Origin of the sequence: Pseudomonas sp. BLCC-B112, assembly GCF_028550695.1 — a bacterium.
Lineage (GTDB): Bacteria > Pseudomonadota > Gammaproteobacteria > Pseudomonadales > Pseudomonadaceae > Aquipseudomonas > Aquipseudomonas danubii.
This window is the reverse complement of record NZ_JAQQGK010000003.1, coordinates 197,008-216,829: the sequence shown is the minus strand read 5'-3', so window position 1 is coordinate 216,829 and position 19,822 is coordinate 197,008. Positions and strand designations below refer to the sequence as shown.

The following is a 19,822-nucleotide window of genomic DNA, read 5'->3' as shown; positions in this document are numbered from 1 at the left end:
AGCTTAGTTGGCAACGCGCGGTAACATTTTCCCCGCTAAAAACCCCTGCCGACGGACCCTGGCCGGCGTCATCATGCGCCCCTTCCCTGCCCCCTCGCCCTACCGAGAACCGCCCCATGCGCCTGCTGCTTGTCGAAGATGATCGTGCCCTCGGCCAGGGCATCCGCGTGGCGCTGAGCGCCGAAGGCTACACCCTGGACTGGCTGCAGGACGGCGCCAGCGCCCTGCACGCCCTGCGCACGGAAAGCTTCGACCTGTTGCTGTTGGACCTGGGCCTGCCGCGGCTCGACGGCCTGGAATTGTTGCAGCAATTGCGCGCCGCCCAGCAGGACCTGCCGGTGCTGATCCTCACCGCCCGCGACGGCACCGCCGAGCGCATCGCCGGGCTGGATGCCGGGGCCGACGACTATCTGGTCAAGCCCTTCGACGTCGAGGAATTCAAGGCCCGGGTCCGCGCCCTGCTGCGCCGCAGCCAGGGCCGTGCCCAGCCGCTGCTGGAACACGCCGGCATCCGCCTCGACCCGGCCAACCAGCAGGTGCACTACCAAGACAACGAAGTGGTGCTGACGCCCATGGAATACCAGTTGCTGCACCAGCTGATGGTACGCCCGGGCAAAGTGGTGACCCGTGAGCGCCTGTCCCGGGCGCTGTACGGCTGGCAGGACCGGGTCGAGAGCAACACCCTGGAAGTGCTGATCCACAACCTGCGCAAGAAGCTCTGCAGCGAGCTGATCCGCACCGTGCGCGGCGTCGGTTACGTGCTGGCGCTCAAGCCATGAACTCGGTGCGCACGCGGATTCTGCTGCCGGTCCTGGTCCTGGTGTTGCTGGGAGATTTGCTGATCAGCTGGCTGGTGCTGCGCGACAGCCACCATGAGATCGAAGAGGTCTACGACGCCCAGCTGGCCCAGAGCGCGCGGCTGTTGCAAGGGGTGCTGCGCCAGCGCGACCCGGCTCAAAAGCCGGACGCGGCGGACTGGGAGCGCCTGCACCAGGCCTTCGACCAGGCCATGAGCCGGGTCGGCGTGGACGGCGCGGCCCATCCCTATGAAACCCGCCTGACCTTCCAGGTCTGGCGCGACGACGGCCAGTTGCTGATGCGCTCCGCCGAGGCCCCGCTGCTGGAGGCACCGCCCACCACCCTGGGCGCCCACGACATTCTGGAAAACGGTAAGGACTGGTGCGCCTTTCTGCTGGCCGACCCGCAACAGGGCTTGCTGATCTGGGTTGGCGAGCGCGATGACATCCGCCAGGACCTGATCCAGCGCATCGTGCGCCATACCCTGTGGCCGACCCTGATCGGCGTGCCGCTGCTGGCGCTGCTGATCTGGCTGACCATCGGCTGGGGCCTGGCGCCACTGCGGGCCATGGCCCGGGCCATTCGCGGGCGCAGCAGCGACACCCTGCAACCCCTGGGCCTCAAGCCGCTGCCCCAGGACCTGGAGCCGATGCAGACCGCCCTCAACCAGTTGTTGGCGCAGATCGACAGCCTGCTGGAGCGCGAGCGGCGCTTTATCGCCGACGCCGCCCATGAACTGCGCACGCCCCTGGCGATCCTGCGGATTCACGCGCAGAACGCCCAGAGCGCCGGCAGCCCGGAGCAACGCCAGGAAGCCCTGGACTTTTTGCTGAGCGGCGTCGACCGCGCCACCCGCATCGGCAGTCAGCTGCTGACTATGGCGCGCATCGAGCCGCAGTTGAGCAACCCGCGCCTGAGCCGCATCGACCTCAGCGCCCTGGTGCGCGAAGAGCTGGCGGAGCTGACGCCTTTGGCCCTGGAGAAGGATGTTGAACTGGTGCTGGAAGGCGACGAAGGCTGCCTGATCGACACCGACCCGGTGGCTTTGGCCATTGCCCTGCAGAACCTGGTGACCAACGCCCTGAACTTTGCCCCCGCGGGCAGCGAAGTGCGGGTCGGCCTGCGGCCCCAGGCCGATGGCGCGATGCACCTGTGCGTGGAAGATGCCGGGCCCGGCATCAACGAGGAGGAACGCGGGCGTTTGCTGGAGCGCTTCTACAGCCAGGGCAATGCCCATGGCGCCGGGCTGGGGCTGGCGATTGTGCAGATGATCGTCAGCAAGATCGGTGGCCGTCTGGAGCTGCGCAATCGGCCTGAGGGCGGGTTGTGTGCGTTGTTGTTGCTGGGGCCAGCGCTTTAGTCAGCGGCGCGAAGGGCCTATCCTGTGCGCCGCTCGGGAATGGGGGTGGTCTGGCGGGCGTCTTCGCTGGCAAGCCAGCTCCTACACAAGCACGCACTATCCCCCGTAGGAGCCGGCTTGCCGGCGAAGGCGATCTCGCGCGCCCCTCCACCAGCCGTATGAAATGACAATTAAGGAGATACCCATGGCCATGCCGGAACGGCTGAAACCAACACCCGCGACGCCGAAAATACGGGCGTTGATGAAGGACTTGCTCAAGCAGATCCTCGACCGGATCTGGGACAATCAGGAACGGGAAAGCCCCGAGATCAGTGCGCTGATCCAGCAATGGAACAGCCACGCCGGCCGACCTTTCGAGTTCCACGAATTTCGTGACATGCACAGCCATACCAGCGCGGCGAACTTTTTGCGCACGGCCTTTCATCAAGAGCGCTACGTTGACGACCTGAGCTTCGACGAAGCGTGCGCCGTGGCGGATTTCATCTGCCAGTGCGAAGGCACGGAGTCTGATACGGACTACGCTCTGGGCCTGCTGGAAACCAACTTCCCCGAGGCCAATGCCTCGGACCTGATCTTCTGGCCCAACGCGTGGTTTGACGATGAAGACCTGTTGCATATCGAGCTCAGCTCGGCGCAGATCATCGGTTATCTGATGGCGAAGTCTTCGCGGCCTTTGCAGGACGCGCCGCCCATCACCCTGCCCTATGCCATTCCCCAGAACAGGTCATAGCGCCGCTTGGGCCGTCTCCACCCAGTGCTCGGCTGTGGCCATGGGTGGCAGCGGCCTTAGTCCGCTTCATCCCCGGCTCTTTTTCTTCGATCGCCCCGCGCGCCCGTCATATTCCGGGCGGCCCGACACCACCAGCCCGAAGAAGTAGGGATCAGCCCCTGGGTCTTCCAGCTGTCCGGAAGATTTGTTGTGCACTTCGATCACTGAAAACAGATCGACAAGACGGTCCTGGATCTCTTCGATTTCCGCCGCTTTGAGCGTAACCATCGCGCTGTACTTGAATGATCCGGACACATTGAAATATTCGCTTTGCTCGGGCTTGGTCAACGATCGGTCGATCTCGTGACGCAGGAACCGGTCCTTGAGCGCCAGGGCTTCTGCGGTTCTGGGCATTCTCAAGGTGGGGGCATGGCGCACGAAGGGTGACTGCGGGGTGCTGCGCTCCTTGGCCACAAGGCTCAGGAAGGCTTCGGTGCGCGCGTCGTAGGCCAGGCCGAGCTGCTGGCACACCGCCTGGATTTCGGCCACCGAGGCGCTGTCCACCATGTACAGATAGGTCATCAACGGCAGCAGTTCGAAGTGTTCCTTGAAGGCTGCAATGATCTCTTCGGTGACGATGAACTCACGTTCGTAGCGGCTCAGGCTCAAGGCGCGGCGCAGTAGCTTGGAGTCGTGCTCGCGCACCTCGAGCATGGCGGAAAGATCCTTGACCTCCACCCCTTTGCCAAACAGCATTTCGTGCACGGGGGCCGGCAACAAGTCACGAAAGTAATGCCAGTAGTAATCGAAGCTCGACTTGCTGGCGGGGACGATACCCAGCTGGTCATGCAGTTCGACGGCTGACTCAAGGCTCAGGTGCTTGCGCCCTGCCTCGACGTCCCGGTAGTGGTTGGCGGAAAACGGAATGTTCACGGTTTCCAGAAAAGTTGAAATCTTCAGGTGGCCGCTTTCGAGGCGCAACTGGGTGAGAAACGCGCCAAAGGCCTGCTGGTTCTCCGACATTTATTCAGCCTCTACCGCGAACGAGACAGCAACCCGGGTGGTGTTTTTCCTGATTTTCATGCTGGCAGTGACGGCCCCTATCTCTCGCGTATTGCCGACATGCACGTCGCCACAGGGGATTGACCATTCGCCGCATTGCCACCAGCGATAGCCTGGACCTTTGCCGGTATCGGCCTGGGTTCCGACGGCATGACCGGCCGCGCAAAAGCGATTCAACCCTTGCGTGGCGCACTCCAGGTTCTGCTCATCGAACTCGCCCATGAACTCATAGTGGTTTTCCCCGCCCTGGTCATTCAACGGCGAGCGGACCGGGTGTGGAATCGAGCGCCCCAGCGTCTGCTCCAGCAGGCAGTGCATCAGGTGCATGGCCGAATGAATGCGCATCTGCTGATAGCGCAGGGACCAATCCAGGGTCGCCGTCACCCTCTGCCCCGGCACGAGTGATTGCAACTGCCCGAACCTGGCGTCATCCAGCTTCAGGTAATGCCTGATCTCGTCGTCCTTCCTTTTGGTGGTGGTGATCTCGATCACCTGCGGCTCATCACCGGCCCCGGGGTCGCTGAGGGTCAGCAGCCCCCGATCCCCCAGTTGGCCACCGCCCTGGGGATAGAACACCGTCTCGCTCAATAGAGCGAAGGGCGCACCCGAATCGTCCCGTTCAAGCCGGTGGATCTGGCATTGCACGGTTTGCAGGTAGGGTTGCTGGTGAAACAAAGGAAGGGTTGGGTTCATGTATGCCTCGCGTCCTTGAGCATTCACGGCCGGCCGGGGATTCCCATGAATAGCCGTTGCCTGTGTGGCGCATTAAGAACCATCTGCCGACAAATATTCAACCCTTGGATTAATAATAAATCCCCAGGATTAATTTCCGACACACACAATCCCCAACCTACCTCTCGTGCGCAAGCCAACCCAATACGCAATTACCGTAAGAGCCGGCTTGCCGGCGAAAGCGATCTCGCGGACGCATTCGTCGGCAAGCCGGCTCCTACAGGTCGCTCATTCAGCAGGAGGTTGCTCCTCAGCCCTGGTCGCCGCCGCCCACCGGCAACACTGTGCCGGTGATGTAGGAGGCTTCGGCGGAGGCCAGAAACAGGATGGCTGCGGCTTGTTCGTCGACATTGCCGTAGCGTTTCATCAGGCTGCTGTCGAGGGTCTGATCGACGATCTGCTGGTACCAGACTTGCTCCTCGGGGCTTTGTTCAGCGCCGTTGCGCGGAATGCGCCGCGGCGGGGCTTCGGTGCCGCCCGGGGCGGTGGCGTTGACCCGCACGCCACGACCGGCGGTTTCGAAGGCCAGGCAGGCGGTGAGTGCGTTGATCCCACCCTTGGCCGCACCGTACGGCACGCGATTGAGGCTGCGGGTGGCGATGGACGAGACGTTGACGATGGCCCCGCTGCCCTGCTCCAGCATCTGCGGCAAGGCGGCGTGGCAGCACCACAGGGTGGGGAACAATGAGCGACGGACTTCGGCTTCGATCTGCGCGGGCTCGTAGTGTTCGAAGGGCTTGGCCCAGATGGTGCCGCCGACGTTGTTGACCAGCACATCGAGGCGGCCGAAATGGGCAATGGCCGCGGCCATGATCCGGCTGCATTCGCTGTACTGCTCCAGGTCGGCGGTCAGGGCCAGGATTGGGTAGCGGGGGCTGAGTTCGGCAGCCAGTTCGAAGACCAGCTCGGAGCGGTCCACCAGCACCACGCGGGCGCCCTCTTCGGCCAGGCGCTCGGCAACGCGACGGCCGATGCCTTGGGCGGCGCCGGTGACCAGGGCGACTTGGTTGTGGAAACGGTTCATGGAAACCTCGTGAACGCAAAAAGATAGGGAGAACACCACCCGACGTAGGAGCCGGCTTGCCGGCGAAGGGACCCTTGGGCCTTGCAGCGCCCTGTTGGACGCCTTCGCTGGCAAGCCAGCTCCTACAGCGGGGAAGTGCCCTTCAGGCGGCGCTGGCGGCAAATTTCTCGTAGTAGAAATTCGCCGGGGCGATGCCCTGCTCGCGGATGAACTGGCTCACCGCCTCGACCATCGGCGGCGGTCCGCACAGGTAGACGTCCACATCGCCCTGGTTGAGGTGCGCCGGTTCGATGTGTTGGGTCACGTAGCCCTTGCGCGGGTAGTGGCTTTCAGGGTTGGCCACGCAAGCGCTGAAGCTGAAGAGGGGGATGCGCGCGGCAAAATCTTCCAGGTGCTCCAGTTCCACCAGGTCGAAATCGTTGGTCACGCCATAGATCAGGTGCAGCGGATGCTCGCTGCCCTGCTCGGCAATCTTCTCCAGCATGGCGGTGAAAGGCGCCAGCCCGGTGCCGCCGGCCAGCAACAGCAAGGGCCGGCGAATATCCCGCAGGTAGAAGCTGCCCAGGGGCCCGGCCAGGGTCATGCTGTCACCGGCTTTGGCGAGACCGGTGAGGAAGCTGCTCATCAGGCCGCCGGGCACATTGCGGATCAGGAAGCTGACCTCGCCGTCGCGCTGCAGCGAGCTAAAGGAATAGGCCCGGGTTTGTTCGCTGCCGGGCACCCCGAGGTTGACGTATTGCCCCGGCAGGAACGCCAGCTGGCTCAGGGCTTCACCCTTGATCGACAGGGCAATGGTGCTGTCGGACAGCTGGCGCACCGCGCTGATGTTGGCCTGAAAGATGGCCTGCCCGGCGCGGCAGACCTGGGACGAAGCCGGCACCCGCACCACGCAATCACCGAGGGCGCGCATCTGGCAGGTGAGGACAAAACCCTGCTCGACCTCGTCGGCGCTCAGAGCGTCTTCGATGTAGTCCTCGCCCAGCTCGTAGCGCCCCGCCTCGGCAAAACATTTGCAGGTACCGCAGGCGCCGTCGCGGCAGTCCAGGGGGATGTTGATGCCCTGGCGGTAGGCGGCGTCGGCCACGGTTTCGCCCGGGTTGGCGTTGACGAAACGGGTGACGCCGTCTTCGAAATTGAGTGCGATTTGATGACTCATGGCAGTCGCCTCAGAGGTGGTAGATATCGACGACCTGGCGAACGTAGTCGTTCTTCAGGATGACTTTCTTGGCCAGGATCAGCGGGTTTTCGCCGCGCACATCCAGGGTGTAGAAGCTGCAGCCGAAGTAGCTGTCCACGGTCTTGTAGCGAAAGCTCAGGGTGTGCCAGTTGAAGCGCAGCTTGCACAGGCCGTCGCCCTGCTCCAGCAGCTCGATATTGCTTAGGTTGTGGGAGGTGCGGGTGTCGGGAATGCTGGCGCTGGAGCGCTCGGTCTTGATGCGGAACACCCGGTCTTCCAGGCCGCTGCGGTTGCCGTACCAGATCAGCGAGATTTCCCGCTGCGGGTCTTCGGTCAACTGGTCGCTGTCATCCCAGGAGGGCATCCAGAAGGTGGCGTCCGGGGCGTAGAGCTCCAGCCAGCTGTCCCAGTCCTTGTCGTCCAGGTAGCGGGCTTCGCGGTACAGGAAATCGCGCACGGCATCGTAGGAAATATTCATTGCACGGCCTCCACATCGATCTGCCGTGAGGCTTCACGCTCCAGGGCCGCGAGCAGGGTCTGCTGCCAGTACTTGTGCTGCATCACGAACAGGCCTTCGTCCTCGGTGCGCACGCCGCTGAGAATCGGCTGCAGGTCGATTTCTTTCGCTGCGTCGTCCGCGCCCTGGACCCAATGCTCGGCGCCACGGGACATGTCGTTCCAGGCCGTGCTGCTGCCCTGGTAGCCGAGTTGGCAGGAGCGGAATTCCTCCAGGTCGTCCGGGGTGGCCATGCCGCTGACGTTGAAGAAGTCCTCGTACTGGCGGATGCGCCGGGCCCGGGCTTCGTCGCTCTCGCCCTTGGGCGCGATGCAATAGATGGTGATTTCGGTGCGGTCCACGGAGATCGGCCGGGCGATGCGGATCTGCGAGCTGAACTGGTCCATCAGGTAGAGGTTCGGATACAGGCACAGGTTGCGCGAGTTCTCGATCATCCAGTCGGCCCGGGCCTGGCCGAAGTCCCGGGCCAGCTCGTCGCGGCGTTCGTACAGCGGCCGGTCCTCGGGGTTGGACCAGCGGGTCCAGAGCAGCATGTGGCCCTTGTCGAAGGAGTAGAAACCGCCGCCCTGCTTGGCCCAGGTGCCGGCGCTCATGGTGCGGATGTCTTCCCCGGCTTCGCGCTGCTTGCGCTGGTTCTGGGTGGCGGCGTAGTTCCAGTGCACCGAGCTGACGTGGTAGCCGTCGGCGCCGTTCTCGGCGGTGAGCTTCCAGTTGCCTTCGTAGATGTAGCTGGAGGAGCCGCGCAGCACTTCCAGGCCGTCGGCGGACTGGTCGACGATCATGTCGATGATCTTCGCCGACTCCCCCAGGTGCTCCACCAGGGGCAACACGTCGGGGTTGAGGCTGCCGAACAGAAAGCCGCGATAGGACTCGAAGCGCGCGACGCGGGTCAGGTCGTGGGAGCCTTCGCAGTTGAAGCTGGCCGGGTAGCCGGCGGCGGCCGGGTCCTTGACCTTGAGCAGCTTGCCGGTGTTGTTGAAGGTCCAGCCGTGGAACGGGCAGGTGAAGGACGCCTTGTTGCCAGTCTTGTGCCGGCAGAGCATGGCGCCGCGATGGCTGCAGGCGTTGATGAAGGCGTTGAGTTCACCGTTCTTGTTGCGGGCAATGAAGATCGATTGCCGGCCCATGGTGGTGCTGTAGTAGTCGTTGGGATTGGGGATCTGGCTGTCGTGGGCCAGGTACAGCCAGTTGCCTTCGAAGATGTGCTGCATCTCCAGATCGAACAGCCGGGGGTCGGTGAACATCTCCCGCTTGCAGCGGTAGACGCCCTGGTCGGGGTCTTCTTCAAGCAGGGAATGCAGGTATTCGGGTCGCAGGGACATGGCCGCCGCCTCCATTGTTTTTATTCAGGCAGGGCCATGCTAGGGCGGGCTTGGAACGGGCAATAGCCAATGCGTGCAGACCTGTATCCGTTTTCTGCAGATTGCTCTGTAGCCGCTGCCGCAGGCTGCGAACGGCCCGAAGGGACGCAAGGATCTCAAGGCCGCTGGAAGTCCGGCTGGCGATCGCCAGGCAAGGTCCTGCGGACCTTTTCGCAGCCTCGCAGGCTCGGCAGCGGTTACAGGGGCGTGTAGCCGCTGCCGCAGGCTGCGAACGGCTCCGCAGGAGACGCGGGGATCCCGAGGACGCCGAAGGTCTGCCGGGTGATCGCCAGGCACAGGTCGGAACGGATGCCCATAGCGGGGCGGGCCGGTCAGTGGCGACGCTTGAGGGTGTCGGAGGGCAGTTCGCCGTATTGCTGGCGGTAGCTTTGGGCAAAACGCCCAAGGTGCAGGAAGCCGAAATCCAGGGCCAGTTCGGTGACGTTACGCACCGGGCTTTGCGGGTCGCTGAGGCAGGCGTGCACCCGTTGCAGTTTCTGCTGGCGGATGTAGTTCTTCGGCGTGGTGCGGGCGTTGCGTTCGAACAGCGCGTACAGCGAGCGCAGGCTCATGCGCGCCTGTTGCGCCAGTTCTTCGCAGCCGATGTCGTGCTTGAGGTTGCGTTCGATGTAGTCGGCAATCCGTTCGAAGGTCGCCGCCGAGGCGCCCAAGGCACCGCGCTGCACGTTGGTCTGCATCAGCCCCAGCAGTTTGCCCACCAGGATGTGCGCATAGTGCTCCTGGACCTTGGGCATGGTCTCCAGGGCTTCGGCTTCCTGGCATAGCAGGCCGAGCAAGGGGATGAAGCCTTCCAGTTCCTGCAGTTGATAGCGCTGGCGCAGAAAGCGCACGCCCTGCCCCGGGTACTGCCAGCGCTGTTCCTGGCAGGCAGTTTCCAGCAGGCGGGTGGGAATCTTGATGATGAATTTTTCGCAGTCGTCGGAATAGGTCAGGTCCACCGGGTCGTCGGGGTTGATCAGCAGCAGTTCCCCCGGGGTGAAGTAGTGTTCCTGGCCCCGGCCGCGCCACAGGCAGTGACCCCGCAGCAGCACTTGCAGGTGGTAGATGCTTTCCAGGGCCGGCGAGGTGACGCGCACGCTGCCGCCGTAGCTGATGCTGCACAAATCCAGGCTGGCCAGGGCCCGGTGCTGCAGGCTGGCCTGGGGCTGGCCGGCACGCGGCAGGCGGATGCAGTGGCTGCCCACGTGCTGATTGACGTAACCGGACACGGCATGGGGATCGGCTTGAACAAACACGCGGCTGCGTTCACTCAACAGATGCATTTGCATAATCGGGTCACTCTGATTGTTCTTGTTGGGCTGCACCGCGCGGTGGCAGGCCGCGCAGGCAGGCAATCACGCAAGGTCAAAAAGCCCAGGCCGACAACGACAAAAGCCACGGGCCGCACAAGGCGTCCGTGGCTCGGTCTTGCCGTGCTGGGGTCAGGCCTCCAGGGCACGCACCCGTTCGTGGCGCTGCTGCTCTTGCGGCTGGGCCGAAGACTGCAGGGTGAAGTCGAAGTGAATTTCCGCGAAGCGGCCACTCACGCCCAGTTCCTTGGCCCGGGCCTGGTCTTCGCTGAAGGTGATCTTGGCGATCAGTTCGTCGCGGGTGGCGTAAGCGAAGTCGTCGTGCAGGTACGGGTCGCCGTCCAGGTTGATCTGGGTGGTCAGGTGGCGATGGTCATCAGCCGAGATGAAGAAGTGGATGTGCGCCGGGCGCTGGCCGTGTCGCCCCAGTTGATCCAGCAGTTGCTGAGTCGGGCCTTCTGGCGGGCAGCCGTAGCCGGACGGCACGATGCTGCGAAAACGGTAGCGGCCCTCGGCGTCGGTGACGATGCGCCGGCGCAGGTTGAACTCCGACTGACTGCCGTCGAAGTAGGAATAGGTGCCACCGGTGTTGGCGTGCCAGACGTCGACAATGGCGCCAGCCAGGGGTTCGCCGGCCGTGTTGGTCACTTGCCCTTGCATGAACAGCACCACACCCGGGTCGAGGCCGTCGTCCAGGCGCGCTTCGCCCTGGCTCAGGGGCGCGCCGGCCACGTACAGCGGGCCTTCGATGGTGCGCGGGGTGCCGCCGGTCTTGCCGGCCTGTTCGTCGGCGGCGTCCATCAGCAGGTCCAGGTAGTGCTCCAGGCCCAGGCCCGCGGCCAGCAGGCCGGCTTCCTGGCGGGCGCCGAGGACGTTGAGGTAGTTGACGGCTTTCCAGAATTCTTCCGGGGTGACGTTCAGGTCTTCGATGATGTTCACGGTGTCCCGCAGGATGCGGTAGACGATGGCCTTGGCCCGAGGGTTGCCGCCTTCGGTGAACTGGCCGCTGGCTTCTTCAAGAAAGCGTTGGGCGCTGGCAGTCTGGGAAATTCTGACGTTCATGATTAATCCTCATCTTGTATTTATTAGAGTGGTGAACAGGCTGATGCGAACTCAGCGGTCATCCTCATGAATGGACGAAGGATGCCTGCACAGGGCGTTAACTTCGATGGCCATGTACGGGTACAGCGGCAATTGCATCAGGGTGTCGTGCAGTTCCTGCACGCTGTCGACGTCGAACACGCTGTAGTTGGCGTACAGCCCGGCGATGCGCCACAGGTGACGCCACTTGCCTTCGGCCTGCAGGCGCTGGGCCAGGGCTTTTTCCTCGGCTTTCAGTTGCGCGGCGCGCTCGGGGTTCATGTCGACCGGCAGGTTCACGGTCATTTTCACGTGGAATAGCATGCAGCCCTCCTCAGGTGTGATGCAGCACGGGGGTGGTTTTGTCGCGACGGAAGAACGCCAGGCGCTCTTCGTCCAGGCTCAGGCCAAGGCCCGGTGCCCTTGAGACATGCAGGTGGAAATCCCGGTACACCGGCGCCTCGGCGAGGATGTCCTCGGTCAGCAGCAGCGGGCCGAACAGCTCGGTGTCCCAGCTCAGTTTGTTCAAGGTCAGGAAGGCGTGGGCCGAGGCCAGGGTGCCGATGCCGCCTTCGAGCATGGTGCCGCCGTACAGACCGATGCCCGCTGCCTCGGCAATCGCCGCGGTGCGCAGGGTGGCGCGGGGGCCGCCGTTCTTGGCGATCTTCAGGGCGAACACCGACGCCGCGCCTTCTCGGGCCAGGTTGAAGGCGTCTTCCACGCATTCGATGGATTCGTCGGCCATGATCGGCGCCGGGCTGCTGGCATTCAGGCGCACCATGCCGGCGCGGTTGTTGCGGGAAATCGGTTGCTCGATCAGGTCGATGCCGTTGCCGCCGAGGATGCGGCAGGCGCGCAGGGCCACGGCTTCGTCCCAGGCCTGGTTGACGTCGACCCGTACGCTGGCGCGATCGCCCAGGGCCTTCTTGATGGCGATCACGTGGGCCAGGTCGCGGTCCACTTCACCGGCGCCGATCTTCAGCTTGAAGATCCGGTGGCGGCGCAGGTCGAGCATCTTCTCGGCTTCGGCTATGTCCTTGGCGGTGTCGCCGCTGGCCAGGGTCCAGGCCACCGGCAGCGCATCGCGCACCCGGCCGCCCAGCAGTTCGCTGACCGGCAGGCCGAGGCGCTTGCCCTGGGCGTCGAGCAAGGCGCTTTCGATCCCGGACTTGGCGAAGGTGTTGCCGCGGATGCTCTGCTCCAGGCGCAGCATGGCGGCGTTGATGTTGCTGGCGTCCTGGCCGATCAGCAGCGGGGTGAAGAAGCGGTCGATATTGGTCTTGATGCTGTCCGGGCTTTCGTTGCCATAGGCCAGGCCACCGATGGTGGTGGATTCCCCCAGGCCTTCGATGCCGTCGGCGCAGCGCAGGCGGATCAGCACCAGGGTCTGGTTCTGCATGGTGTGCATGGCCAGCTTGTGGGGGCGAATGGTCGGCAGATCGACGATGATCGTTTCGATCGATTCAATGGCAAAAGCGTGCATGTCCATACCCATGAGGTTCTTGAAGTTCTGCGCTCGATTCTGTCCCGGCTTTTTCCGGGGTTCCAATATAGAATTGGTCTGGCTTGATACCTTAAAGGTATGTATGTCTCTACAGGGGAGCTGTCATGGAATTGCGTCATCTGCGCTACTTCCAGGTGCTGGGGGAAACCCTCAATTTCACCCGCGCCGCCGAACGCCTGCACATCGCCCAACCGCCTTTGAGCCGGCAGATCCAGCAGTTGGAGGACGAGTTGGGGGTGCTGTTGCTGGAACGCAGCCGACCGCTGCGCCTGACCGCCGCCGGGCGGTTTTTCTATGAACATTCCAACCGGGTGCTGGAGCAGTTGGGCAAGGTCTGCGACAACACCCGGCGCATTGGCCTGGGGCACAAGACCTGGCTGGGCATCGGTTTTGCCCCCTCGACCCTGTACGGCGTGCTGCCGCAACTGATCCGCCGCCTGCGCAGCAACGAAACCCTGGAGCTGGAACTGGGATTGTCGGAAATGACCACCCTGCAACAGGTGGAAGCCTTGAAGGCAGGACGCATCGACATCGGCTTCGGGCGGATCCATATCGACGACCCGGCCATCGTGCAGAGGGTGCTGACCGAGGATCGGCTGGTGGTCGCCCTGCCCGCCGGCCATCCCTTGCTGGGACAAGAGGTGAGCCTTGAGCAACTGGCCAACGAGCCCTTTGTGCTGTATCCGGCCAACCCGCGCCCGAGCTACGCCGACCATGTGATCGCGCTGTTCAGTGCCCGCGGCCTGAACCTGAAGATCGCCCAGTGGACCAACGAATTGCAGACCGCCATCGGCCTGGTGGGCGCCGGCATCGGCATCACCCTGGCGCCGGCCTCGGTGCAGGTGCTGCATCGCGACGACATCGGTTTTTGCCCGCTACAGGAACCCGAGGCCACTTCGCCGATCATCCTCAGCCGCCGGGTCGGCGAGCCGTCGCCGGGGCTCACCCACTGCCTGCACCTGATTGCCCAGTTGCGCAGCGAGATGGGTCGCGAACAGCCCGTGGTCAGCTGACTTGGTGCGGGTGCAGTAGGCCCCCGTCAAAACCACTGCTACACCCCGCCCTGCGGGGATTACACTGCGCTCGATATGATGGATAAAACTCTGGAATCGACCATGGAAGTCTCAAGAACCCAACTGATCCTGCGCCGCGCCGCCGCCTTCATGCTCGACCAGGTGCTGGCGCTGGCGGTGTATGTGCTCCTGTCGCTGAGCCTGCACGGGGTGCTGGCGTTGCAGCCGGTCAGACGCTTGCTCGACCTCGAGCAACAGACGGGGCTGGAGCCCTACCTGCACTCAATGCTGTTCATGCTGGTCTGGCCCTTGTACTTCGTGGCCTGGGAGTATTTCTTCAAGGGCCGCACGCCCGGCAAGTGCGCCCTGGGCCTGGTGGTGATCAACGCCGCCGGGACGCCGCCGACGCTGATCCAGGTACTGATCAGAAGCGCCACCCGCCATCTGGAGGCCGCGTTCGCCTTTGTCCCGCTGATGGCCTGCGCGGAATCAAGCCGCTGCCAGCGAATAGGCGATATGCTCGCCCGCACCTACGTGATCCCGCACAAGGATCTGCAGCAGATACGCAGTGAAATGCCAGCACATCCCCTGTCCCGGGCTTGATGCCTGAAGACTGCCCGTTCCCCTCAAGGAGCCCCGATGCCCGCCGATGCCCTGCACCACGAAATAGCCTTGGAAAGATTTCTCGCCGCCCGCCCCGAACTGCGCGAAGCCCTGGACAAGCTCAATCCGCTGGAGGCCCAGGTCAAGGGCGAGACGCCCGAGCAGTACCGCAACGAACGCCTGCATGAAGCCTTTGAAGCCGAAGCCGAGCGCCTGGGGCTGTTCGCCTGGGAGTTGAGCCTGCAACTGACCGCCGCCAGCCCCGAGGAATTCCACGCCCAGCGCCTTGAAGTGCACAGGGAAGTGGCGGAAATGGCCGGCATGCCGTGGGATGAATACTGCGCCCTGCACCCTCTCGATCCACAACCTTGACCCGCACGCGTCCCCCGTAGTCCCTGTTCAGGAGAACCGACGATGTTGCCTTCGACTTCCACCCAATCGGCCAGCGCCGCCCTGCAGCACACGCAGAAATGGCGTGGGCGGGTCGGCCTCGGGCTGGTGGCTTGCCTTTCGGTGCTGGCTGGCATGACCGACGCCATCGGCTTCATGGCCACTGGCGATTTCGTGTCTTTCATGAGCGGCAACACCACGCGCATGGCGGTGGCCATCAGCGATGGCGAGCTGGGCCTGGTGCTGCGCCTGCTGCTGTTGGTGGCGACCTTTATCGTCGGCAACGCCCTGGGCGTGGTGGTCAGCCGCCTGGCCGGGCATCGCGCCCTGCCCTTGCTGCTGAGCATCGGCGCGCTGCTGTGTGCTTCCGCCGCCTGGCCCTTCGAGCAGCATCTGCCGGCCCTGCTGGCGGCCATTATCGCCATGGGCATGCTCAATGCGGCAGTGGAGGAAGTGAACGGCCTGCCCATTGGCCTGACCTATGTCACCGGGGCCCTGTCGCGCTTTGGCCGTGGGCTGGGGCGTTGGATGCTCGGTGATCGGCGCAACGGCTGGCGAGTGCAACTGGTGCCTTGGAGCGGGATGTTCGCCGGAGCGGTGCTGGGTGCCCTGCTGGAACAGCACCTGGGGCTCAAGGCGCTGTATGTCAGCGGGTTGTTTGCAGCCCTGCTGGGCATCGCGTCATTGAAGATCCCGCGACGCTGGCAACTGGGCTACAAGACCCGCTGACCTGTACGTCCATCAGTCGAACAGACCGCCGCTGTCGGTATCGATGACGATCGATGACAGGCTGATGTGCCGCGGTCGGGTCAGGGCGAAGACCACCGCTTCCACCACGTCGCGGTTGGTGCCCTGCTCGCCCTTCTGTCGTGCCGGAACCTGCTGCCAGGCCGGGTCCAGCGGCGAGATGTCCTCCAGATACGGCGGATGCACACACAGCGAGCGCACCGGCGTGCCCTTGAGCACCTGGCGCAGACCGTCGGCCAGGGCCAGTTGTCCGTGCTTGGCCGCGTAGAACGGCAGCGACACGCTGTGCAGGGGTGCATTGGGCAAGCCGCTGATGGAACCGATGGTGACGATGTCTGGACGCGTGGAGGCCTTGAGCGCCGGCATCAGGCCCTGGGTCAGGAGGAAGGTGCCCGTCAGGGCCGCATCGATCACTCCGGTGACCTCGGCCGCGCTGTGGGGCTGCTCGCTGGCCTCCAACCACATGGCGCCGTTATTGATCAGAATGTCCACCTGGGGCTGGCGCACATGAATCTCCGCCAGGGCCGCCTTGACGCTGTCGCTGCTGGCCAGATCCACCACCACGCAATCGGCAGCCTGGCCGGTGCGCGTCTCGATGGCCGCACTCACCTGCGCCAGGGCCTCGGCATTGCGCCCACAGAGAATCAGCTTGCAGCCCAGGTCCGCCAGACTGATGGCCAGTGCCGCGCCCAGACCACGACCGGCACCGGTGACCACCACCACCGCCGAATTCAAATCCATCATCCCTTGCTCCTTGTCCCAGGTTGATTGAAGGCGCGAGTCTATCCCTGGTTGCGGCTTCAGGGCCCGGGCAAAGCTTTACCCGATATGTCCCGGGCAGCCTGAGCCAGAGCCCCGGCGGCGAATCGGGTTTAGCCGATCCACGGAGAAAGCTTTATCATGGCCGCAGTTTTATCCATCGAGTCCGTCATGAAGTTCGCCATCGCCCTGTTCTCTGCCGCTCACGCGCCGTCCTCGCGCCGCGCCCTGCTGTTCGCCCAGGCGGCGCTGGCAGGCGGGCATGAGATTGTCCGGCTGTTTTTCTATCAGGACGGCGTCTACAACGCCGCCAACAGCATCGTCACGCCCCAGGATGAGCAGAACCTGCCCCAGGAATGGCGCGACTTTGTCAGCCAGCATCAGTTGGATGGCGTGGTGTGCATCGCCGCCGCCCTGCGCCGTGGCGTGTTGAATGCCGACGAAGCCCAGCGCTATCAGCGCACGGTGGTGAACGTCGAGGCGCCCTGGGAACTGTCGGGGCTCGGGCAATTGCATGACGCGGTACAGGCCGCCGACCGCCTGATCTGTTTTGGAGGGGCGTGAGATGGCCAAATCCCTGTTGTTGATCAGCCGTCAGGCGCCCTGGTCCGGCCCTGGTGCCCGGGAGGCCCTGGATATCGTCCTGGCCGGCGGCGCCTTCGACCTGCCGATCGGCTTGCTGTTTCTCGACGATGGCGTGCTGCAACTGGCGCCAGGGCAAAAGGCTTCCTTGCTGCGGCAAAAGGACTTGAGCGCCAACCTGCAGGCGTTGTCGCTGTTCGGCGTCGACGAACTGTTTGCCTGCAGCGCCAGCCTCGCTACTCGTGGCCTGGACCCGGCAACCTTGAGCCTTGACGCGGTACAGCTGCTCAACGCCCCGGAACTGGCCGGGATCATCGACCGTTTTGACCAGGTGATTACCCTCTGATGTCGACCTTGCACGTGTTGTCCCACTCGCCCTTCACCGACACCCGCCTGAGCAGTTGCCTGCGTCTGCTGGGCAGCGCCGATGGCCTGCTGCTGTGCGGTGATGCCGCCTATGCCCTGCAGCCGGGCACCACTCTTTACGGCGAACTGGGCGCCCGCAGCGGCTTGAAGCTGTATGTGCTGGAAGAGGACTTGCAAGCCCGGGGCCTGGAGCTGCCGACCTGGGCCCGTGCGGTGGATTACCCGGGCTTCGTCGAGCTGTCGATTGAGCATGACAAGGTCAACACCTGGCTATGAGTACCCTGACTGTGGGCGCTCGCGCCATCGAACTGGACAAGGACGGTTACCTGGTCAACCTCGACGACTGGTCCGCCGACGTGGCCCAAGCCCTGGCCGCCAACGAAGAGCTGGAACTGAGCGCGGAACACTGGGAAATCCTCGAACTGCTGCAGGGCTTCTACAAGGAGTTCCAGTTGTCCCCGGCCACCCGCCCACTGATCAAGTACACCGCCCTCAAGCTGGGCCCGGACAAGGGCAACAGCCTGCACCTGAACCGTCTGTTCAAAGGCACTCCCGCCAAACTTGCCGCCAAGCTGGCGGGCCTGCCGAAGCCGACCAATTGCCTATGAACGATTTCGCCCCCCTGCTCACCCAAACCCCGCAAGAACACCCTTTTGCCCAGTTCGTGCGCATCCTTGGCAAGGGCAAGCGCGGCGCGCGCAACCTGACCCGCGAAGAAGCCCGCGAAGCCATGGGCATGCTGCTGGACGGCAAGGTCGAGGACACTCAGCTCGGCGCCTTCCTCATGCTGCTGCGGCACAAGGAAGAAGGCCCGGAAGAGCTGGCGGGCTTCACCGAGGCCTTGCGCGAACGCCTCAACGCCCCGGCGATCGCCCTGGACCTCGACTGGCCGACCTACGCCGGCAAAAAGCGCCACCTGCCCTGGTACCTGCTGGCGGCCAAGTGCCTGGCGCAGAACGGCGTGCGCATCCTGCTGCACGGCGGCGGCGCCCATACCACCGGGCGCCTGTACACCGAACAGTTGCTGGAGCCCCTGGGGATCCCCCTGTGCCGTGACTGGCCATCGGTCAGCCAGGCACTGGACCAGGGCAACCTGGCCTTCATGCCGCTAGGCGACTGGGCGCCCCAGCTGCAACGGATGATCGACTTGCGCAACATCCTCGGCCTGCGCTCACCGATCCATTCCCTGGCGCGCATTCTCAATCCCCTGGGCGCCCGTTGCGGCCTGCAGAGCATCTTCCACCCCGGCTACCAGGCAGTGCACCGCGATGCCAGCGGCCTGCTGGGGGACAACGTCATCGTGATCAAGGGCGACGGCGGCGAGATCGAGATCAACCCGGACACCACCAGCCATCTGTACGGCAGCACCGGTGGCGTCAGCTGGGACGAAGAGTGGCCGGCATTGTCGGCACAACGCCATGTGAAGCCGGCCAGCCTGGAACCCGAGCACCTCCTGGCGCTGTGGCGCGGTGATGTTGAGGACAGCTACCCGCAACTGGCCCTGCTGGCGACCATGGCCCTGGCCTTGCGCGGTTTGGGCACGCCGCGGGAGCAGGCCTTCGAGCGCGCCCAACAATACTGGGACGCCCGGGACAGATCGATCTAATCGATCCTGATTGCCCAAGTTTTGCGCTTTTTGTTCGAACCCAGCGCAATAGACTGCACTCCAACGCAAAATCGCTGAGGAGCATTTCATGGGTCTGCTGATTGAAGGGCGCTGGCATGACCAGTGGTACGAAAGCGGCAAGGACGGCGCCTTCCAACGGGAACAGGCGCAACGCCGCCACTGGGTCACCGCCGATGGCAGTCCGGGACCCAGCGGCGAAGGCGGCTTTGCCGCCGAGGCCGGGCGCTATCACCTGTATGTCTCCCTGGCCTGCCCCTGGGCCCACCGCACGCTGATCCTGCGCAAGCTCAAGGGCCTGGAACAGCTGATCGACGTCTCGGTGGTCAGTTGGCTGATGCGCGAGCACGGCTGGACCTTCGACAGCGCCTTCGGCTCCAGCGGTGATGCGCTGGATCACTTTGATTTCATGCACCAGCGTTATACCGCCGACAGCGCCGACTACACCGGCCGCGTCACCGTGCCGGTGCTGTGGGACAAGCAGCAACAGCGCATCGTCAGCAACGAGTCGGCGGAGATCATCCGCATGTTCAACAGCGCCTTTGACGGCCTGACCGGCAATGACCTGGATTTTTATCCGCAGCCATTGCGCGCACGCATCGATGAACTCAACGCACGCATCTACCCCGCGCTGAACAATGGCGTGTACCGCGCCGGGTTTGCCACGTCACAAAAGGCCTATGAGTCGGCGTTCGATGATGTCTTTGCCGAGCTGGACGCTTTGGAAGCGTTGCTGGGTAAACAGCGCTACTTGGTTGGCGAGTATCTGACTGAAGCCGATGTACGGCTGTTCACCACACTGATTCGTTTCGATGCGGTGTACTACAGCCACTTCAAGTGCAACCTGCGGCGGATTGCCGATTATCCCAACCTGTCGAACTGGCTGCGGGAGTTGTACCAGTGGCCGGGGATAGCCGAGACGGTGGATTTTGCCCATATCAAGGGGCACTACTACGCCAGCCATAGCACCATCAATCCGACCGGGATTGTGCCAAAGGGGCCGCAGCAGGACTTCAGCCGCGCCCATGATCGGCAACGGTTGAGCGGACAAGGGGTTTGGTGCAGGGGTTGAGGGCGCTTTCGCTGGCAAGCCAGCTCCTACAT

Annotated in this window: 24 protein-coding genes; 13 read left to right on the top strand and 11 right to left on the bottom strand. The window is 64.0% G+C overall.

From position 1 onward, the window contains the following. Positions 1–116: 116 nt before the first annotated feature. The 3 genes from PQT43_RS09940 to PQT43_RS09930 all read left to right on the top strand — a co-directional run bounded on the left by PQT43_RS09940 (position 117) and on the right by PQT43_RS09930 (position 2,888). Entirely contained in the window at positions 117–779 is a 663-nt protein-coding gene (locus PQT43_RS09940) for a response regulator (RefSeq protein WP_019092959.1), read from the top strand. Beyond that, positions 776–2,158 carry an ATP-binding protein gene (locus PQT43_RS09935; RefSeq protein WP_123394591.1) on the top strand — a complete coding sequence of 461 codons (1,383 nt, stop codon included), beginning with the start codon at positions 776–778 and terminating at the stop codon, positions 2,156–2,158. The genes PQT43_RS09940 and PQT43_RS09935 overlap by 4 nt, the downstream gene beginning before the upstream one ends. Positions 2,159–2,342: 184 nt before the next feature. Continuing rightward, positions 2,343–2,888, top strand: coding sequence for a hypothetical protein (locus PQT43_RS09930; RefSeq protein ID WP_253085140.1), 546 nt, complete (start codon positions 2,343–2,345; stop codon positions 2,886–2,888). Positions 2,889–2,954: 66 nt separating this feature from the next. Here the strand turns inward: PQT43_RS09930 and PQT43_RS09925 are convergent, their stop codons facing one another. From PQT43_RS09925 to PQT43_RS09880, 10 genes are all read right to left on the bottom strand, one after another. Beyond that, positions 2,955–3,890: a hypothetical protein gene (locus tag PQT43_RS09925; RefSeq protein WP_110652816.1), complete on the bottom strand. Its 936-nt coding sequence runs from the start codon at positions 3,888–3,890 to the stop codon at positions 2,955–2,957. Further along, positions 3,891–4,622, bottom strand: a complete 732-nt coding sequence (locus PQT43_RS09920; protein ID WP_272753780.1) for an alanyl-tRNA editing protein — start codon at positions 4,620–4,622, stop codon at positions 3,891–3,893. Between the two features lie 289 nt (positions 4,623–4,911). Then, complete coding sequence (locus tag PQT43_RS09915) at positions 4,912–5,685, bottom strand: 1,6-dihydroxycyclohexa-2,4-diene-1-carboxylate dehydrogenase (protein WP_272753779.1); 774 nt, start codon at positions 5,683–5,685, stop codon at positions 4,912–4,914. Between the two features lie 142 nt (positions 5,686–5,827). Then, the gene (gene benC / locus PQT43_RS09910; protein ID WP_272753778.1) at positions 5,828–6,841 is read right to left on the bottom strand and encodes a benzoate 1,2-dioxygenase electron transfer component BenC; all 1,014 of its coding nucleotides are present in this window, start codon (positions 6,839–6,841) and stop codon (positions 5,828–5,830) included. A gap of 10 nt (positions 6,842–6,851) precedes the next feature. Continuing rightward, positions 6,852–7,340, bottom strand: a complete 489-nt coding sequence (gene benB, locus PQT43_RS09905) for a benzoate 1,2-dioxygenase small subunit (RefSeq protein WP_267268578.1) — start codon at positions 7,338–7,340, stop codon at positions 6,852–6,854. Further along, entirely contained in the window at positions 7,337–8,701 is a 1,365-nt protein-coding gene (benA, locus tag PQT43_RS09900) for a benzoate 1,2-dioxygenase large subunit (protein ID WP_272753777.1), read from the bottom strand. Before benA ends, benB begins: the two co-directional genes overlap by 4 nt. A gap of 371 nt (positions 8,702–9,072) precedes the next feature. Then, positions 9,073–10,029, bottom strand: coding sequence for an AraC family transcriptional regulator (locus tag PQT43_RS09895; protein ID WP_272753776.1), 957 nt, complete (start codon positions 10,027–10,029; stop codon positions 9,073–9,075). 153 nt (positions 10,030–10,182) lie between these two features. After that, complete coding sequence (gene catA, locus PQT43_RS09890) at positions 10,183–11,112, bottom strand: catechol 1,2-dioxygenase (protein WP_102881766.1); 930 nt, start codon at positions 11,110–11,112, stop codon at positions 10,183–10,185. A 51-nt stretch (positions 11,113–11,163) separates the two neighbouring features. Then, complete coding sequence (gene catC, locus PQT43_RS09885) at positions 11,164–11,454, bottom strand: muconolactone Delta-isomerase (RefSeq protein WP_016966965.1); 291 nt, start codon at positions 11,452–11,454, stop codon at positions 11,164–11,166. A gap of 10 nt (positions 11,455–11,464) precedes the next feature. Beyond that, positions 11,465–12,613 carry a muconate cycloisomerase family protein gene (locus PQT43_RS09880; protein WP_170004545.1) on the bottom strand — a complete coding sequence of 383 codons (1,149 nt, stop codon included), beginning with the start codon at positions 12,611–12,613 and terminating at the stop codon, positions 11,465–11,467. A gap of 125 nt (positions 12,614–12,738) precedes the next feature. Between PQT43_RS09880 and PQT43_RS09875 the strand changes: the two genes are divergently transcribed. The 4 genes from PQT43_RS09875 to PQT43_RS09860 all read left to right on the top strand — a co-directional run bounded on the left by PQT43_RS09875 (position 12,739) and on the right by PQT43_RS09860 (position 15,369). Then, positions 12,739–13,647, top strand: coding sequence for a LysR family transcriptional regulator (locus PQT43_RS09875; RefSeq protein ID WP_272753775.1), 909 nt, complete (start codon positions 12,739–12,741; stop codon positions 13,645–13,647). A 102-nt stretch (positions 13,648–13,749) separates the two neighbouring features. Next, positions 13,750–14,250, top strand: a complete 501-nt coding sequence (locus PQT43_RS09870; protein ID WP_102881768.1) for an RDD family protein — start codon at positions 13,750–13,752, stop codon at positions 14,248–14,250. A 36-nt stretch (positions 14,251–14,286) separates the two neighbouring features. Beyond that, on the top strand, positions 14,287–14,622 hold the full coding sequence (locus PQT43_RS09865; RefSeq protein WP_110596116.1) for a DUF6388 family protein: 336 nt from the start codon (positions 14,287–14,289) through the stop codon (positions 14,620–14,622). Positions 14,623–14,664: 42 nt separating this feature from the next. After that, positions 14,665–15,369: a YoaK family protein gene (locus PQT43_RS09860; protein WP_272753774.1), complete on the top strand. Its 705-nt coding sequence runs from the start codon at positions 14,665–14,667 to the stop codon at positions 15,367–15,369. Between the two features lie 12 nt (positions 15,370–15,381). Here PQT43_RS09860 and PQT43_RS09855 read toward each other — a convergent pair whose 3' ends face one another. Then, complete coding sequence (locus tag PQT43_RS09855; protein ID WP_213665642.1) at positions 15,382–16,131, bottom strand: SDR family oxidoreductase; 750 nt, start codon at positions 16,129–16,131, stop codon at positions 15,382–15,384. Positions 16,132–16,317: 186 nt separating this feature from the next. On the opposite strand from PQT43_RS09855, the gene tusD reads away from it, so the two are divergent. The 6 genes from tusD (at position 16,318) to PQT43_RS09825 (ending at position 19,790) form a co-directional block, all read left to right on the top strand. Then, positions 16,318–16,710 (top strand): sulfurtransferase complex subunit TusD, encoded by a 393-nt coding sequence (tusD, locus tag PQT43_RS09850; RefSeq protein WP_272753938.1) that lies wholly within the window; start codon positions 16,318–16,320, stop codon positions 16,708–16,710. Position 16,711: 1 nt separating this feature from the next. Further along, on the top strand, positions 16,712–17,074 hold the full coding sequence (gene tusC, locus PQT43_RS09845) for a sulfurtransferase complex subunit TusC (RefSeq protein ID WP_267268584.1): 363 nt from the start codon (positions 16,712–16,714) through the stop codon (positions 17,072–17,074). Continuing rightward, positions 17,074–17,370: a sulfurtransferase complex subunit TusB gene (gene tusB / locus PQT43_RS09840; protein WP_115580489.1), complete on the top strand. Its 297-nt coding sequence runs from the start codon at positions 17,074–17,076 to the stop codon at positions 17,368–17,370. Before tusC ends, tusB begins: the two co-directional genes overlap by 1 nt. Next, positions 17,367–17,702 (top strand): TusE/DsrC/DsvC family sulfur relay protein, encoded by a 336-nt coding sequence (locus PQT43_RS09835; protein WP_016966956.1) that lies wholly within the window; start codon positions 17,367–17,369, stop codon positions 17,700–17,702. The genes tusB and PQT43_RS09835 overlap by 4 nt, the downstream gene beginning before the upstream one ends. Continuing rightward, the gene (locus PQT43_RS09830; protein WP_272753772.1) at positions 17,699–18,700 is read left to right on the top strand and encodes a glycosyl transferase family protein; all 1,002 of its coding nucleotides are present in this window, start codon (positions 17,699–17,701) and stop codon (positions 18,698–18,700) included. Before PQT43_RS09835 ends, PQT43_RS09830 begins: the two co-directional genes overlap by 4 nt. An 88-nt stretch (positions 18,701–18,788) precedes the next feature. After that, positions 18,789–19,790, top strand: a complete 1,002-nt coding sequence (locus tag PQT43_RS09825) for a glutathione S-transferase family protein (RefSeq protein WP_267268586.1) — start codon at positions 18,789–18,791, stop codon at positions 19,788–19,790. Positions 19,791–19,822: the final 32 nt, after the last annotated feature.